Genomic DNA, 14,884 nt, shown 5'->3' with positions numbered 1-14,884 from the left:
TTGTAAATATTGGAGACAGGCATGAGTCTTGAAGGAAAAATTGCCCTAGTGACAGGAGCGACACGCGGCATAGGTAAAGCCATCGCAACCGTTCTTGCAGAGCAGGGTGCAACGGTAATCGGAACAGCTACTAGTGAATCTGGTGCGCAAAGTATTAGCGAATACCTAGGTGAAAATGGTAAGGGTTGGGTTTTGGATGTGTCATCCAGTGATTCAGTCGATGCGGTTGTTAAAGAAATTACAGCTGAGTTCGGTGCGCCAACGATTTTGGTGAATAACGCGGGTATTACTCGCGATAACTTAATGATGCGCATGAAGGAAGATGAGTGGGAGCAAGTGGTAAACACCAACTTGACATCTGTCTTCCGTGTGACAAAAGCTTGCTTGCGCGGCATGACCAAGGCAAAATTTGGTCGAGTGATTAGCATTAGTTCAGTAGTTGGCTCTATGGGGAATGGTGGACAAACTAACTATTCTGCAGCGAAAGCAGGTCTAGAAGGGTTTAGTCGCTCCTTGGCAGCTGAAATTGCTTCGCGTGGCATTACGATTAACTGTGTTGCCCCAGGCTTTATTGAAACAGATATGACTAAGGTGTTGCCAGAAGAGCACAAAGCCAAATTGGTTGAAAAAGTGCCTTCCGCTCGTCTTGGTCAACCTGAAGAAATTGCGGCAGCTGTCGCATTTTTGGCGTCGCAAGGCGCTGCTTACATCACCGGTGAGACCTTACATGTCAACGGTGGCATGTATATGTCGTAATTTGAGTTGAATTTTAGTTTTAATTCAACGAAAATACGTCTCCGGTTCATGTTGAGAATCATGCCGTAAGGCGATCGAATATTATAATATGCTCACAATGAGCTGTTAATGAGTAGAGTAGGAACTTCTAATGAGTAGCATTGAAGAACGCGTTAAAAAAATTGTTTGTGAACAACTAGGTGTTAAAGAGGAAGAGGTTGTCGCTTCAGCATCTTTTGTTGATGACCTAGGTGCAGATTCCCTAGACACAGTTGAGTTGGTTATGGCGCTTGAAGAGGAATTTGATACTGAAATTCCTGATGAAGAAGCTGAAAAAATCACTACAGTACAAGCAGCGAACGACTACATCAACGCTAACTTGTAATCTATTGGTGAACTGAGTTTCCCGAAAAGCCGCTTGTATTCGTTACAGCGGCTTTTCTTATTAATAGCCATCTCAAGTAGTGGTGGTGGATTTCTGGAGGAATCTTATGTCTCGTCGTCGGGTTGTAGTCACTGGTATGGGAATGGTGACACCCCTTGGCAATAATGTGAAAGATACGTGGGATAATATATTAGAAGGCAAAAGTGGTGTGTCAGACATTACCTCTTTCGATACTAATCAATTCTCCACGCGTTTTGCGGCTCAAGTAAGTGACTTTGATGCGACTCAATATATGAGCGTTAAAGAAGCACGCAAAATGGATCTTTTTATTCAATATGGTATCGCCGCTGCTGTTCAGGCACTGGAGGATGCTGACATTCGTGATGAGACAGTGGATCTGGCTCGCGTTGGTTGTGCAATAGGTTCGGGCATTGGTGGTTTGCCAATGATTGAAAAAAATCTAGAGCTATTGAATGAATCCGGCCCTAAACGTATTTCGCCTTTTTTTGTTCCAGGCGCGATTATAAATATGATTTCTGGCCACGTAGCGATACGTTTTGGCTTTAAAGGACCGAATATTTCAATTGTGACGGCTTGCACCACAGGGACTCATAACATCGGTATGGCCGGTCGAATGATTGCTTATGGAGATGCTGATGTCATGATTGCAGGTGGCGCTGAAATGGCGATCACTCCATTAGGAATTGGGGGCTTCGGGGCAGCGAGAGCCTTGTCAACTCGTAATGATGATCCCAAAACCGCGAGTCGTCCTTGGGATAAAGACCGCGATGGCTTTGTTATGGGCGACGGTTCCGGCATTCTTGTACTAGAGGAATATGAGCATGCTGTTGCACGTGGTGCGACCATTTATGCGGAATTGGCAGGATTCGGTATGAGTGATGATGCGCATCATATGACAGCGCCACCGGAGGGTGGTGAAGGGGCCGCGGCTGCTATGACCGCCGCTCTGAATGACGCTGGTGTGGCGGCAATGGAAATCGATTACATCAATGCTCATGGCACCTCCACCTTGGCAGGGGATTTGGCTGAAACTCAAGCCGTGAAATCTGTGATGGGTGAAGATGCTTCTGACGTGGCGATTAGCTCAACCAAATCTATGATTGGGCATTTGTTAGGTGCATCTGGCGCGGTTGAGTCCATTTTCTCTATTTTGGCGATTCGCGATCAAGTAGCGCCACCAACCATTAATTTGGAAGAAGTGGGTGAGGGCTGTGACTTGAATTACGTGCCGATTACGCCACAGAAGCGAAAGATTGATGTGGTATTAAATAATTCGTTTGGCTTTGGTGGGACCAACGGCACTTTAGTGTTTAAAAAACTCTAGGCTATGTAGGGCGGTTTACGCCGCCCTACATTGTTCTAATGCAAGTTTTTTGACGTATCTCTTAGCTTGTTGATTTCGTCCTGCAAATTATAGTCAATTTGCTGGCGGTCTAATTCATACAATTGATCTTCAAGCTGTTGGTAGAAACTGATTTCTTCATCGCCTAAGAAATGCAAACATTCACCGCCCATAAACCAAAGTAACTCACGTTTAATCAAGGGGACGAGGTTTGGGTAGCAGCGAATAAAGCGAGACAATACTTCTTGGGCATCAAATGTATAATCTGGTGCATTTGATTCAATGCGAGCGATTAGTTGATCCCACTTTTCAAGAAAATCAATTTCTTCTTCTGCCAGATCTGTTGTGTTAAAAGGATCATGTTCGGCAATTCGCTGACGTAAGTCTGCAAAGGCGCTCAGTATGTATTGTGTGCGTGATTCCACGTAAAACCCTATTTAATTAGTAACTATTGAGTCGGCTGATGCCGTACGAGAGCGGTAATTATGACATATGCGATCGAAATTAGTGACCTCAAAAAGCGTTATGAAAGTGGTTTTGAGGCATTAAAAGGCGTAAACCTAACGGTAGAGAAGGGCGATTTCTTCGCTTTACTTGGCCCAAACGGGGCGGGTAAGTCTACCACTATTGGCATTCTGTGTTCTTTGGTCAATAAATCTTCAGGTAAAGTGGCCATTTTCGGGGAAGACATTGATAAAAATTTTGCCAAAGCAAAGCAATATTTAGGGGTCGTGCCACAAGAATTTAATTTTAATGTGTTTGAGACGGTCTTTAATGTTGTTGTGACTCAAGCCGGCTTCTATGGCATCGATAAAGAGGTGGCTGCTGAGCGTGCTGAAAAATATCTTAAAGAATTAGACCTATGGGATAAAAAAGACGTTCAGTCTCGTATGTTGTCGGGTGGAATGAAGCGACGTTTGATGATTGCCAGAGCGTTAATTCATGAGCCTGAAGTCTTGATTTTGGATGAACCTACGGCTGGCGTGGACATCGAGCTACGTCGTTCTATGTGGGAATTCATTAAAGGGTTAAACGAAGATGGCACAACCATTATTTTGACGACTCATTATCTTGAAGAGGCTGAACAACTCTGCCGTAATATCGCCATTATCAATGCGGGTGAAATTGTTGAAAACACCAGTGTCAAAGCGCTCTTAAAAACGCTGAATCAAGAAACCTTTATTTTGGATTTGGATCAAGCTTTACCGCTGGACTGGTCGATTGAAGGCTTTAATGTCGTTTTGAATAATGACGGCAGCAGTTTGGAAGTAGAGGTGGTAAAAGGGCAATCGATAAATCGTATATTCAGTGCTTTAGATCAGGCGAATGTGAATGTGGTTAGCATGCGCAATAAGTCGAATCGATTGGAAGAGCTGTTTGTTAAATTGATTAAAGGCTAAGTAGATGAAAAACTCAGAAATTTGGATTGCATTCTATACCATTTTGGTGAGAGAGATTCGCCGTTTTACTCGTATTTGGCCACAAACTCTGTTACCTCCAGCCATTACCATGACCTTGTATTTTGCTATTTTTGGTAATTTGATTGGTGACCGTATTGGTGAAATGGGCGGCTTTAGTTACATGCAATACATTGTGCCTGGTTTGATTATGATGTCGGTAATTACCAACTCGTATTCAAATGTGTCGTCCTCTTTCTTTTCGGCGAAGTTTCAGCACAGCATTCAAGAGTTACTTGTTTCGCCAACGCCTAATTGGGTTATTCTGCTAGGGTATGTGCTAGGTGGGGTTGCTCGTGGCTTGTTTGTTGGTTTTATTGTAACCATTTTGTCGCTTTTCTTTACTCACTTAGCACTAGAAAACCTATTTTTAACAGTGTTGGTGGTTTGCCTAACCGCCATCATGTTCTCGCTTGGTGGCTTTGTGAACGCGATTTATGCTCGTAGTTTCGATGATGTTTCCATTGTTCCTACTTTTATTTTGACGCCTTTAACCTACTTGGGTGGGGTGTTTTATTCGATTGATTTACTGTCTGACTTTTGGCAGTCGGTATCTTTATTGAATCCAGTTCTGTATATGGTGAATGCATTCCGTTACGGGATTTTAGGTGTCTCTGATATCAATATATATTGGGCCCTAGTGATGGTGAGTGTGTTTATTGTGGTTTTGTTTTGGTACGGTTTGAGTTTGCTCAATCAGGGCAAAGGCATTCGAAGTTGAGGTAAGTTATGGGCTTTTTACCCTTAGGTCAGCAAACGGAGTATGTTTCTGAATACGATGCATGGTTGCTTTATCCCATTGCACGGGTTGATAAATGGACAGAGATGGGAATCGCGTCTGAACGTTTACCCTTTTATGGAGAAGACATTTGGAATGCATATGAGTTGTCTTGGTTGGATATGAATGGCAAGCCTATGGTTGCTATGGCTGAATTTCGTCTGCCATGTGAGTCGCCCAATATTATTGAGTCTAAGTCGTTCAAATTATACCTTAACTCGTTAAATCAAATGCGTTATGAGAGTCGTGATCAGGTTCAAGACATCCTTGAGAAAGACTTGTCCGCCGCCGCGGGAGCGAGCGTTAGTGTCGCCATTCGAGATCTTGATGCGATGTCCTCGCTGGTTGTGTTAACGCCGGACTATTGTATTGACGATTTGGATGTGATCATTGAGAACTATCACCCCAACAGTGACTTGTTGCAAATTGATAAAGAGGCTGGTCAGGTTGAAGAGCGCTTAGTGAGTCATTTGCTCAAGTCAAATTGCCCAGTGACCAATCAACCTGATTGGGGGTCGGTGTTTATTGATTATCGCGGTCCGAAAATTCATCATGAAAGCTTGTTGAAATACATTGTTTCTTTCCGTGAACATACCGATTTTCATGAACAGTGTGTTGAGCGCATTTTTATCGACATCATGCGTCTTTGTCAGCCAGAGTTTTTGACTGTGTATGCAAGATATGTGCGTCGAGGTGGTTTGGACATCAACCCATATCGTTCAACTCAGCAAGGCTTGGTCTTAGGTAATGATAGACTGAGTAGGCAGTAGGGTTAGAGCTATAAAAAAACCACACATAGTGTGGTTTTTTTATAGCTAATTAAAGTCACTTCTTAATCTGTTAGGAGAGCCAGCCAAGCATTCCGCTGATGCCTAATGAAATCGGTAATGACACTAAAATCATCAGCGCCATTTCTTCTTTTGGCCCCTTGTATTTGGTTGCTAACATGTAGCTGATAACGGCCACAGGCATGGTATTCAAAATGATCAATACACTTTTCTCGACTGGGGTCAGAGGCAATAGACTGGTAATGCCTAGGGCTACCAAAGTGCCCATAAAAGGTCGATAGAAAGAGAAAAGGACAGCACTTTTCAGCTTTCCGCTGTCCTTGAACGTCAGTTTGCTTAAAGAATTTCCCAGCAGTAAGAGCATCATTGGTAAGGTGATTTGGCTGACCATTGTTAAGGTATTCATGATGGCGTCAGGCAGCTTAATGGAAAGTGATAAGGCGATAACACCAATTAGCAGGGCAATCACAGGTCCATTCTTAAGTAACTGTTTAGGGTGGTATTGACCCGACATCAGACCCACCCCTAGGGTGAAATGGCTAATTTGTACGACCGACGATACTACAACGGCGACGGCTAGCCCAGATTCACCAAATAGAGCGTAAGCAATTGGAATGCCCAGATTACCGGCATTTGGATTCACTAATGGTGACAGGTAAAAGCGAATGGATTGACCTGTTAGCTTAAGGAAAGCTAGAGTGATAAGTGTCATAGTGAACAATATTAGTATGCTGGCAAATAGGATTTTTGCCATGGAATAGATTTCCATGTTCATCGATAAGACGGAAGTCAAAAGCAGTGCAGGCATACCAATATTGGATATTAGGTTACCGATTTGCGGTGCATCTAAATAATCTGTACGTTTACCTAATAAAAATCCTAGACCTGCAATCAGGATGATGGGGGTGAGAGCGAGGGTAATTGAGGAAAGCACAAATGCCTCTTAACTGCATGATTAAAATCGAAAAAATAAGGATAACAGATGAAAACAAGAATACTAGGCAAAACCGGCTGGACGATCTCAGAAATAGGCTTGGGGTGTTGGCAATTAGGTAATGATTTTGGGCCAGTTGAAGAAAAACAAGCATTAGCCGTATTAGAGGCGGCTATGGAACAAGGTATTAATTTTTTTGATACAGCCGATGTCTATGGCGCAGGATTGAGCGAAGAGAGAATTGGTCGTTGGCTAGCCTCATCATCAAGTAAGCCAAAAATAGCAACAAAGGTCGGTCGTGACGCGGCTCTTTATCCCGATGGTTACACCAAAGAAAAAGTTAAACAGAGTCTTCAAGCCTCGGCTAAACGCTTGGGCGTTGATGTCATCAACCTCGCTCAGCTTCATTGTGTGCCGAGAGACGTTTTGTTTGCGGGCGACATATTGGCCTGGATGGAAGACTTGCAGAAGGAGGGCGTCATTGAGCATTTTGGAGCCAGTGTTGAGATGCTTGATGAAGCTAAGTTCTGTTGTCAAAGTGATAAGCTTGCTAGTTTGCAAATGCTGTTCAATGTCTTTCGTCAAGACGCCGTTGAAGAGATCTTTCCACTCGTTGAACAGCAAAATGTTGGTGTGATTGTTCGCCTGCCCCTTGCCAGTGGTTTGTTAACAGGAAAAATGCATCACGGTTATCAATTTAGTGAACAGGATCACCGTTCTTATAATAAAGATGGGGCGGCGTTCCATGTCGGTGAAACCTTTAATGGTATTCCATTCGACACAGGAGTGGATTTGGTTAGTGAGCTAAGCGGGAAGTTAACAGCCAATCAGAATGTATTAGATGTAGCTTTACGTTGGATACTTGATCAACCACAGGTTTCAACTATTATCGCTGGGGCTAGCCAGTCCAGTCAGGTTATTCGCAATGCGCAAGCGTCAGAGTTGCCTGCCTTGGATGGCGAACTTCATGCTAGGCTAAAAGGTTTTTATCAGACCAAGGTTCGCCAGCATATTCGTGGCGGTATTTAGGTAAGAAAAATGCTCCTAAACCAGTGGCTTAGGAGCATTTTTTATTGTGATGCGGTTATTTTAAGATTTGTTCGGCGTGTGCTTTGGTTTTTACCTTTGCAATAATCTCTTCGATCACACCGTTTTCATCAATGATGAAGGTTGTACGCACTGTCCCCATGTATTCTTTACCCATGAATTTTTTCAGCTGCCAAGTGCCATAAAGTTCATGAACTTCTTTCTCGGTGTCGGCGATCAGTGGGAAAGGCAGTTCGTATTTAGCGATGAAGTTCTGGTGTTTTTTCTCTGTGTCTGGGCTAATGCCTAATACAACATAACCTTGGTCTAATAAGGCTTTATAGTTGTCGCGTAAATCACAAGCTTGGGCTGTACAGCCAGGAGTGTTGTCTTTTGGGTAGAAGTACAGCACCACTTTTTTACCTTTGAATTGGCTTAGGGTAATGGTTTCACCATTTTGATCTTTGGCTGAAAAATCAGGTGCGACTTGTCCTACTTCAATGGTCATAAAATCTCTCTAACTTGTATGAAAAATGATAGATATATTATTAGCTTAACAATTCAAAGCAAAAAAATCTTCTACAAACCTTGTTAAGCGAAAATTACACAGGCTTTACAGCCGTCAATTATTGTTAAACCTGTGGCTGAGCGTTACTATAGGCGCGCTTATAATTTTATCGGAGACTCAAAAATGATCACAGGTAGTTTAGTTGCGCTTATCACTCCCATGTTACCCGATGGCGCTGTAGACACTGAGAAGTTGGATGATCTAATTGAGTTTCATATTAATGAAGGAACTCACGGTATTGTCGCCGTTGGTACAACAGGTGAGTCGTCTACGTTAACCCATGAAGAGCATGCCAATGTGATTCGCCAGGTTGTGAAAAAAGTGAATGGACGAGTTCACGTCATTGCTGGTACTGGGGCGAATTCAACACATGAAGCCATTGACCTTACGGCGAGTGCAAAAGAGGCTGGTGCAGACGCTTGTTTGTTAGTGACGCCTTATTACAATAAGCCAACTCAAGAAGGGTTGTATCAACATTTCAAAGCCATTGCGGAAGCCGTTGACATTCCTCAAATCCTTTATAATGTCCCAGGGCGTACTGGCTGTGATATGCAGAATGAGACCGTGGTTCGTCTGGCCAGTGTGAGCAACATTGTGGGCATCAAAGATGCGACCGGTGATTTGGAACGTGGTCAAGCCTTGCTAGAAGCCGTTCCTGCTGATTTTGCTGTGTATTCAGGTGATGACCCAACCGCTGTGGCACTGATGTTGTTGGGCGGTAAAGGCAATATTTCTGTGACCGCCAATGTGGCGCCTAAGGTGGTCGCTCAAGCTGCTGAGTTTGCCATTGCAGGCAATGCTGAAAAAGCCCACAGTTTAGACAGTTCCATTTCATCTTTGCATAAAAACTTATTTTTAGAATCTAATCCAATTCCAGTTAAATGGGCTGCTAGTCAGCTGGGATTATGTCATGACGGTATTCGTTTGCCTTTGACGCCATTGTCAGAACAATATCATGCAGCGGTTAGGCAAGCTATGGTTGAAGCAGGAGTGTTATTAGTATGAATAAGGGTTTGATTAAAGTTGTTGGTACAACAGGCGTGGCATTGTCATTAACGGCTTGTAGTAGCTTTTTTACCGATCATTCAAATGATTACCAGCAGGAAGCAGGTACTCATCATACTCTAGAGGTGCCAGCGGGCTCGATAGAGTCTAAAGATGCTTTGGTTATCCCAAATGAAAATGACATAGCGGATTTGAACAATCCAGAGCCGTTTGAAACGCCTCGTGCTCCATTTGTCTATTATCCAATGGATAAAGTCGCTTTTGCTGAACAAGACACATCCGTGACTTATACTCTCAACACAAAAGCTGCAGACGCAAAGCAAATTGTTGTAGATTTTCTAACTGCTCTGCATGGTGCAGGACAATCTGTTGCTTCTCAAACGGATGATACCATCACTTCTATTCCGTTTGATTTCCATCCGCAGGGCTGGTGGGCGTCATTATGGAGCGATATTACTCGCGTGCACCCTGCGAAGACGGCCTTTTTCTTCCAGTTTAATGAAACAGATGGTGTCACCACCGTGACCTTGCAATACCGAGAAGTAGAGCAGGGCGACGAGCAAACGATCAATTGGCAATCGCCTATGTCCAATCATGATGCTGAATCTGTAGCGGTTCGTCTTTGGGGAACGTTTGGTCGTCAGCTAAATCAGTCTTCTGCATATCTTTCAAATAGCAAAAATGGTGTTGCTGCCTTCCCTGTTTGGGTTGACCATCAGGGGATGTATGCTATTTATTTAGGTAAAAATCTTTCTGAAGCGGAGTTTGAGGCAAAACTGAAGGCATCAGGAATTTACTTAATGCCAGGTGAAGAAAAACTATTGGCACCTGTACCTGCTGATAAAGTGGCACGTGTTGGTGACATTATTGATTTCAATTTGCCATTGGGTACCGATGGTAAAAAGCAGAAGCTATTTAATGTATATCGCCGTGATCTAGATGATGTTAGCTGGCAAGAAAGAGAATACCCTTATCAAATTACTCAGCAGAAAGCAGGTAATTTCTTAGTGGTGGATGTATCTGCCCTAGAAAACCCAGAAATTGCTTCCTTTAGAATTGCACAGAGATTTGTAAAATAACTAAGACTAACCCCTCGTAATCAAACCGGAGACTCTCCAATGGAAAAACGACAAGAGCTATATGCAGGTAAGGCAAAATCTGTATTTCGTACAGATGATCCTGACAAAATGGTTCTAGTATTTCGTGATGATACCTCAGCTTTTGATGGTAAAAAAATTGAACAGTTAGACCGCAAAGGCATGGTCAATAACAAGTTTAATGCTTTCATCATGACTAAGTTACAAGAAGCAGGCATTCCAACTCACTTTGAAAAACTACTCAGCGACACTGAGTGTTTGGTAAAGTGTCTTGATATGATGCCTGTAGAATGTGTGGTACGTAATGTGGCGGCTGGTAGCTTGTGCCGCCGTTTAGGTGTTGAAGAGGGGACGACATTAACACCGCCAACATTTGAACTGTTTTTGAAAAACGATGAACTTGGCGATCCGATGATCAATGAGTCTCATGTTGAATCTTTTGGTTGGGCAAAAGCAGATGATTTAGCCAAAGCGAAAGAATTAACTTATAAAGTGAACCAGGTTCTAAAAGAGCTATTTGCCCAAGGTGGCATGATCCTAGTGGATTACAAGTTGGAATTTGGTCTTTTCAAAGGTGAGGTTGTGTTAGGCGACGAATTTTCACCTGATGGTTGTCGCTTGTGGGACGCTGAAACCAAAGAAAAACTGGATAAAGACCGTTTCCGTCAGGGTTTAGGTAACGTGATTGAGTCATACGAAGACATTGGCCGTCGTATTGGCATCGACTTCGACGCTTAATTCGTCTTGGCAATGTTTACTAATGGAGGCTTTGTCCTCCATTTTGCCATGTAAGGGTATATTTTGATTAACTTCCTTCCGGTTACCATTGGGCTACGCTACGCTAGAGCAAAGCGTTCCAATCATTTCATTTCATTTATCAGCTTTTCATCGATTGCCGGTTTAGCGCTTGGTGTAATGGTGCTAATTACCGTTCTTTCTGTGATGAATGGCTTTGATCGTGAGCTCAGAGAGCGAATATTAGGGATGGTGCCTCATGCAACGCTATGGGGAAACCCAATATTGGATGATTGGCAGGAAACGGCGAAGTTAGTTGAAACAATGCCAAATGTGGTCGCCGTCGCCCCTCATATTCAAGCACAAGTAATGTTTCAGTCGGGGGACAGTGTCCACGGTGCCATTCTGAATGGCATCAACCCTGATATGGAAAAGAAAGTATCGATTATTGACGATAATATGGCGTCCGGCTCGCTTGATGCACTCAAAGATCAGCGCTTTGGCATTGTTTTAGGCGCTCAGCTAGCAAGACAACTACGAGTTTCTATTGGCGATAAAGTCACGGCCATCTTGCCTAAAGCAAGCGTCTCTATTGCCGGTGTCGCGCCTGTTTTAAAGCGTTTTACCTTGGTGGGAACCTTTGAGGTTGGGGCGGAATTAGACAGTAGTTTGGCGTACATCAATATAACGGATGCGGCAAAACTAAAGCGCTATCAACCTGGTAGTGTCGAAGCATTGCGAATTTCTTTTAATGATCTCTTTGTTGCACCAACCGAGATTTGGGACATCGCAAGAGCGGTGCCAGGTCAGAACCGTGTGAGTGATTGGACGCGTACTCATGGTAATCTGTTCCAAGCGATTAAGATGGAAAAAACCATGATAGGTTTGTTGCTGCTGCTGATTGTGGCAGTGGCAGCGTTTAACATTGTCTCTACCTTAGTCATGGTGGTGACTGATAAACGCAATGACATTGCTATTTTAAGAACAATGGGGCTGACTTCCACTCAAGTTATGTGGGTGTTTATTGTTCAAGGCATGTTTATTGGCATGTTAGGAACGCTCATTGGTGTCATTTTGGGTGTCAGTTTGGCGTTGAACGTAAGCGATATTATTGCTGGTATACAAACTTTGTTGGGGGTCCAATTCCTCAGTGCCGATGTGTATTTTATTAATTATTTGCCTTCGCAATTAGAGTGGTCGGATGTGGAATTAATCGTCACATCGGCCTTTATTATGACGGTGGTCGCGACGATATACCCAGCGTGGCGAGCTTCAAGAGTGGAGCCAGCGGAGGCATTAAGATATGAGTGATCTAGTATTAGAGTGCCAGGCACTGTCAAAGCAATATCAAGACGGAAAGCAAACCGTAGATGTGTTTCAGGCTATTGATTTTACACTCAATAAAGGTCAAGCCTGTGCCATTGTCGGCGCATCCGGCTCGGGTAAAACAACGCTTTTGAATCTACTCGCTGGGCTGGATTTAGCCAGCTCAGGTGATGTAAAGCTGACGCAAGTTTCTTGGTCCAGTCTCAGTGATGCCAAGCGTGCCAAAATCCGTAATCAAGAAATGGGCTTTGTGTACCAGTTTCACCATTTATTGCCTGAGTTCTCAGCCTTGGAAAATGTGTTGATGCCAATGTGGATTGCTGGCATGAATAAATCCCAAGCGATCTCAAGAGGTACTGAACTATTAACTCAAGTTGGTCTTGGTGAGCGATTGAATCACAAGCCATCACAGCTATCCGGTGGTGAGCGTCAACGTGTTGCCATCGCTCGTGCTTTGGCTAACCGTCCAGCTTGTGTGTTAATGGATGAGCCAACTGGCAATCTCGACGAAACCACCTCTTTGGAAGTGCAAAACCTCATCAATGAGCTGAAAGTGAAATACGATATGGCGTTTCTCATCGTGACTCATGATGAGAAAATGCTGAGTTGGATGGATTCAGCTTATCGGTTGTCACAAGGAAAGCTGAGCCTGATTAAAGGCAATAGTTGATCCAATATCCTTGCACTAATCTAAATTAGATTAGTGCAATCTCTTCTTCTAGATTCAAAGTACATTCACCATCATTTATTGTTAAATGACAGTAAGTTCAATGGCTCAGCTTGAGCTATGTTTCTTTTTAGTGCGGTAATGTCATCTACTAAGTCATGGTTTTGATAGTGTATGAATAAATATTCTTGATTGACAATATATCCTATGCGCTTTATAAATAGATGAGTTTCCATGGTGATTATCTGTTCGAGGTAGCAATAAATCTTGGTGACAAGTTTCTTTTACTCAATTTGTAAAAAATAAAATTAATAAAGCAATGAGGTAGGATATGTCTAGCAATCTAAAGTTTGGTGCTGGTATTTGGCACTTTGCAACTTACGTAGATCGTTACGCAACGGATGGTTATGGACCGAAACGATCTTTACTGGAAATGATTGATTTGGCGGGTCAAGTGGATGATCTCTCAGTCGTCGATATTAATTATCCCTTTCCCGGTGGTAACGTGTCTGTCGCAGAGGTAAAAGCAGCGCTTGCGAAAAATAACCTAAGTGTGATTGGTATCACGCCAGAGATTTATACTCGTCAATTTTCCAAAGGCGCTTTTACCAACCCTGATCCTGAAATTCGTAAATTGGCTGAGCATCTGATTAATGAAGCGGCCGAGATGGTAAGGGAGTTAGGTGCAGAGTATGTGAAACTTTGGCCGGGCCAAGATGGTTGGGATTACCCATTTCAAGTTGATCATCATGAATTGTGGCACCTTTCAATGGAAGGTCTCACAAACGTTGCTAAGAAAAATGCGGATTTAAAGTTTGTTGTTGAATACAAACCTCGCGAACCAAGAAATCATATGAGTTATGACAGCATGACTCGTACACTGCTAGCATTGGAGAAAATCAACTTGCCCAATATTGGCGTATTGTTGGATTTTGGTCATGCACTTTATGGCGGTGAATCACCAGCGGACTCAGCGCAACTCGCGATTGATTACGGGCGTCTATTTGGTATGGATGTGAATGATAATCTGCGAAACTGGGATGATGACATGATTGCGGGTTCAGTTCATCCGATTGAGTTGATGGAATTCTTTTATGTTTTAAGGAAAAATAATTGGCAAGGTGTCTGGCAGCTTGATCAATTTCCTTTCAGAGAGGATTGTGTTGCTGCGGCCAATAGTGCGATTTCTTTTCTAAAACACATTGATACCGCCTTGGATCGAATGGATTGGGAGGCGCTAAAAAACGCGCAGAAAAAACAAGATGCTGTGACGGCTTTAAACGTTGCGCGAGAAGCCTTGTTTGGCTTCAAATAAGCGGCGTTTTAGTCTTTAATGGAGCAACTAGGATCGTTTTGTTCAATAAACCACTGTTTGATTGACCCAGCAGTGGTTTTTTTAGTTTAAATCATAGGGAAATATGATTCAGTACAAGGTGTTTATCTTGTTTAAGATAACGGGCTAAGCAAGTTTATTTGCGCTGTTTGCGTTCTTTCCAGCGTTTGACGACGTGTAAACGCCATAAGATGGTGATGGCGATGTAGCTTATCGCACCAACTAAGAGCCCCGTAACGATAGAACCTGTATATAAGGGTAGCCAGATATGCTCCATCTTATCCCAAATCCATTCAACAGAGAGTTTGAACTCTTTAGTATGGTGTGTGCCTAATATGTGGGTGCCAACTTTGTAATTGAAATAAAAGACAAACGGCATGGTGATCGGATTGGTTATCCACACAAGCGCAATAGAAAGTGGGATGTTGGCTCTTAGAGGAATGGACAGCAGGGCTGCTGCCAGCATTTGAAATGGCATTGGAATGAAAGCCCAAAACAAGCCATTAAAAAAAGCACGCGCAACAGAACGACGGTTAAGATGCCATAAGTTTGCTTCATAAATTTGTGATCCAAGAATCGCGAGCGCTTTATTTTTCTTTAGCTTCTCTGGATCAGGGATGTACTTCTTTAGATAATTCTTAGGCATAATCAGATAAAAGTCATTTAGCAATCTAAGACATGGAGGTC

Annotated in this window: 17 protein-coding genes; 13 read left to right on the top strand and 4 right to left on the bottom strand. The window is 43.1% G+C overall.

The window, feature by feature from the left end; translation table 11 throughout:
* The first annotated feature begins 21 nt into the window (after positions 1 to 21).
* The 3 genes from fabG to fabF all read left to right on the top strand — a co-directional run bounded on the left by fabG (position 22) and on the right by fabF (position 2,465).
* Positions 22 to 756, top strand: a complete 735-nt coding sequence (gene fabG / locus ACHUFM_RS02770) for a 3-oxoacyl-ACP reductase FabG (RefSeq protein WP_063334304.1) — start codon at positions 22 to 24, stop codon at positions 754 to 756.
* Between the two features lie 130 nt (positions 757 to 886).
* Positions 887 to 1,120, top strand: coding sequence for an acyl carrier protein (acpP, locus tag ACHUFM_RS02765; RefSeq protein WP_013796367.1), 234 nt, complete (start codon positions 887 to 889; stop codon positions 1,118 to 1,120).
* Between the two features lie 106 nt (positions 1,121 to 1,226).
* Positions 1,227 to 2,465, top strand: a complete 1,239-nt coding sequence (gene fabF, locus ACHUFM_RS02760; RefSeq protein WP_394179337.1) for a beta-ketoacyl-ACP synthase II — start codon at positions 1,227 to 1,229, stop codon at positions 2,463 to 2,465.
* Positions 2,466 to 2,500: 35 nt separating this feature from the next.
* Here the strand turns inward: fabF and ACHUFM_RS02755 are convergent, their stop codons facing one another.
* A complete protein-coding gene (locus ACHUFM_RS02755) occupies positions 2,501 to 2,908 on the bottom strand; it encodes a PA2817 family protein (RefSeq protein ID WP_394179335.1) in 408 nt (135 codons plus the stop codon).
* Positions 2,909 to 2,968: 60 nt separating this feature from the next.
* Between ACHUFM_RS02755 and ACHUFM_RS02750 the strand changes: the two genes are divergently transcribed.
* From ACHUFM_RS02750 to queF, 3 genes are read left to right on the top strand one after another with little or no spacing between them, the layout of a single operon-like run.
* Positions 2,969 to 3,883, top strand: coding sequence for an ABC transporter ATP-binding protein (locus ACHUFM_RS02750; protein WP_394179333.1), 915 nt, complete (start codon positions 2,969 to 2,971; stop codon positions 3,881 to 3,883).
* A 4-nt stretch (positions 3,884 to 3,887) separates the two neighbouring features.
* Complete coding sequence (locus ACHUFM_RS02745) at positions 3,888 to 4,661, top strand: ABC transporter permease (protein WP_394179331.1); 774 nt, start codon at positions 3,888 to 3,890, stop codon at positions 4,659 to 4,661.
* 8 nt (positions 4,662 to 4,669) lie between these two features.
* Positions 4,670 to 5,488, top strand: a complete 819-nt coding sequence (gene queF / locus ACHUFM_RS02740; protein WP_394179329.1) for an NADPH-dependent 7-cyano-7-deazaguanine reductase QueF — start codon at positions 4,670 to 4,672, stop codon at positions 5,486 to 5,488.
* A 70-nt stretch (positions 5,489 to 5,558) separates the two neighbouring features.
* Here the strand turns inward: queF and ACHUFM_RS02735 are convergent, their stop codons facing one another.
* A complete protein-coding gene (locus ACHUFM_RS02735; protein ID WP_394179327.1) occupies positions 5,559 to 6,440 on the bottom strand; it encodes an AEC family transporter in 882 nt (293 codons plus the stop codon).
* A 48-nt stretch (positions 6,441 to 6,488) separates the two neighbouring features.
* Between ACHUFM_RS02735 and ACHUFM_RS02730 the strand changes: the two genes are divergently transcribed.
* A complete protein-coding gene (locus tag ACHUFM_RS02730) occupies positions 6,489 to 7,469 on the top strand; it encodes an aldo/keto reductase (RefSeq protein ID WP_394179325.1) in 981 nt (326 codons plus the stop codon).
* Positions 7,470 to 7,524: 55 nt separating this feature from the next.
* On the opposite strand, the gene bcp is transcribed toward ACHUFM_RS02730, so the two are convergent.
* The gene (gene bcp / locus ACHUFM_RS02725) at positions 7,525 to 7,974 is read right to left on the bottom strand and encodes a thioredoxin-dependent thiol peroxidase (RefSeq protein WP_394179323.1); all 450 of its coding nucleotides are present in this window, start codon (positions 7,972 to 7,974) and stop codon (positions 7,525 to 7,527) included.
* A 183-nt stretch (positions 7,975 to 8,157) separates the two neighbouring features.
* Here bcp and dapA point away from each other — a divergent pair, with 183 nt between their 5' ends.
* The 6 genes from dapA to ACHUFM_RS02695 all read left to right on the top strand — a co-directional run bounded on the left by dapA (position 8,158) and on the right by ACHUFM_RS02695 (position 14,179).
* Positions 8,158 to 9,039: a 4-hydroxy-tetrahydrodipicolinate synthase gene (gene dapA, locus ACHUFM_RS02720; protein WP_394179321.1), complete on the top strand. Its 882-nt coding sequence runs from the start codon at positions 8,158 to 8,160 to the stop codon at positions 9,037 to 9,039.
* Positions 9,036 to 10,118, top strand: coding sequence for a hypothetical protein (locus ACHUFM_RS02715; RefSeq protein ID WP_394179319.1), 1,083 nt, complete (start codon positions 9,036 to 9,038; stop codon positions 10,116 to 10,118). The genes dapA and ACHUFM_RS02715 overlap by 4 nt, the downstream gene beginning before the upstream one ends.
* A 39-nt stretch (positions 10,119 to 10,157) precedes the next feature.
* Positions 10,158 to 10,874 (top strand): phosphoribosylaminoimidazolesuccinocarboxamide synthase, encoded by a 717-nt coding sequence (gene purC, locus ACHUFM_RS02710; protein ID WP_394179317.1) that lies wholly within the window; start codon positions 10,158 to 10,160, stop codon positions 10,872 to 10,874.
* Positions 10,875 to 10,937: 63 nt separating this feature from the next.
* Positions 10,938 to 12,182 carry a lipoprotein-releasing ABC transporter permease subunit gene (locus tag ACHUFM_RS02705; protein ID WP_394179315.1) on the top strand — a complete coding sequence of 415 codons (1,245 nt, stop codon included), beginning with the start codon at positions 10,938 to 10,940 and terminating at the stop codon, positions 12,180 to 12,182.
* Positions 12,175 to 12,867: an ABC transporter ATP-binding protein gene (locus ACHUFM_RS02700; RefSeq protein WP_394179313.1), complete on the top strand. Its 693-nt coding sequence runs from the start codon at positions 12,175 to 12,177 to the stop codon at positions 12,865 to 12,867. The genes ACHUFM_RS02705 and ACHUFM_RS02700 overlap by 8 nt, the downstream gene beginning before the upstream one ends.
* A 328-nt stretch (positions 12,868 to 13,195) precedes the next feature.
* Positions 13,196 to 14,179: a sugar phosphate isomerase/epimerase family protein gene (locus ACHUFM_RS02695; protein WP_394179311.1), complete on the top strand. Its 984-nt coding sequence runs from the start codon at positions 13,196 to 13,198 to the stop codon at positions 14,177 to 14,179.
* A 154-nt stretch (positions 14,180 to 14,333) separates the two neighbouring features.
* On the opposite strand, the gene ACHUFM_RS02690 is transcribed toward ACHUFM_RS02695, so the two are convergent.
* Positions 14,334 to 14,843 (bottom strand): DUF2062 domain-containing protein, encoded by a 510-nt coding sequence (locus ACHUFM_RS02690; RefSeq protein WP_394179309.1) that lies wholly within the window; start codon positions 14,841 to 14,843, stop codon positions 14,334 to 14,336.
* Positions 14,844 to 14,884 lie beyond the last annotated feature (41 nt).

It is taken from the genome of Marinomonas posidonica, assembly GCF_043643765.1.
GTDB classification, from domain to species: Bacteria; Pseudomonadota; Gammaproteobacteria; order Pseudomonadales; family Marinomonadaceae; genus Marinomonas; species Marinomonas posidonica_A.
Note: the sequence above shows the minus strand (reverse complement) of the source record. Positions and strands in the feature narration are given on the sequence as shown.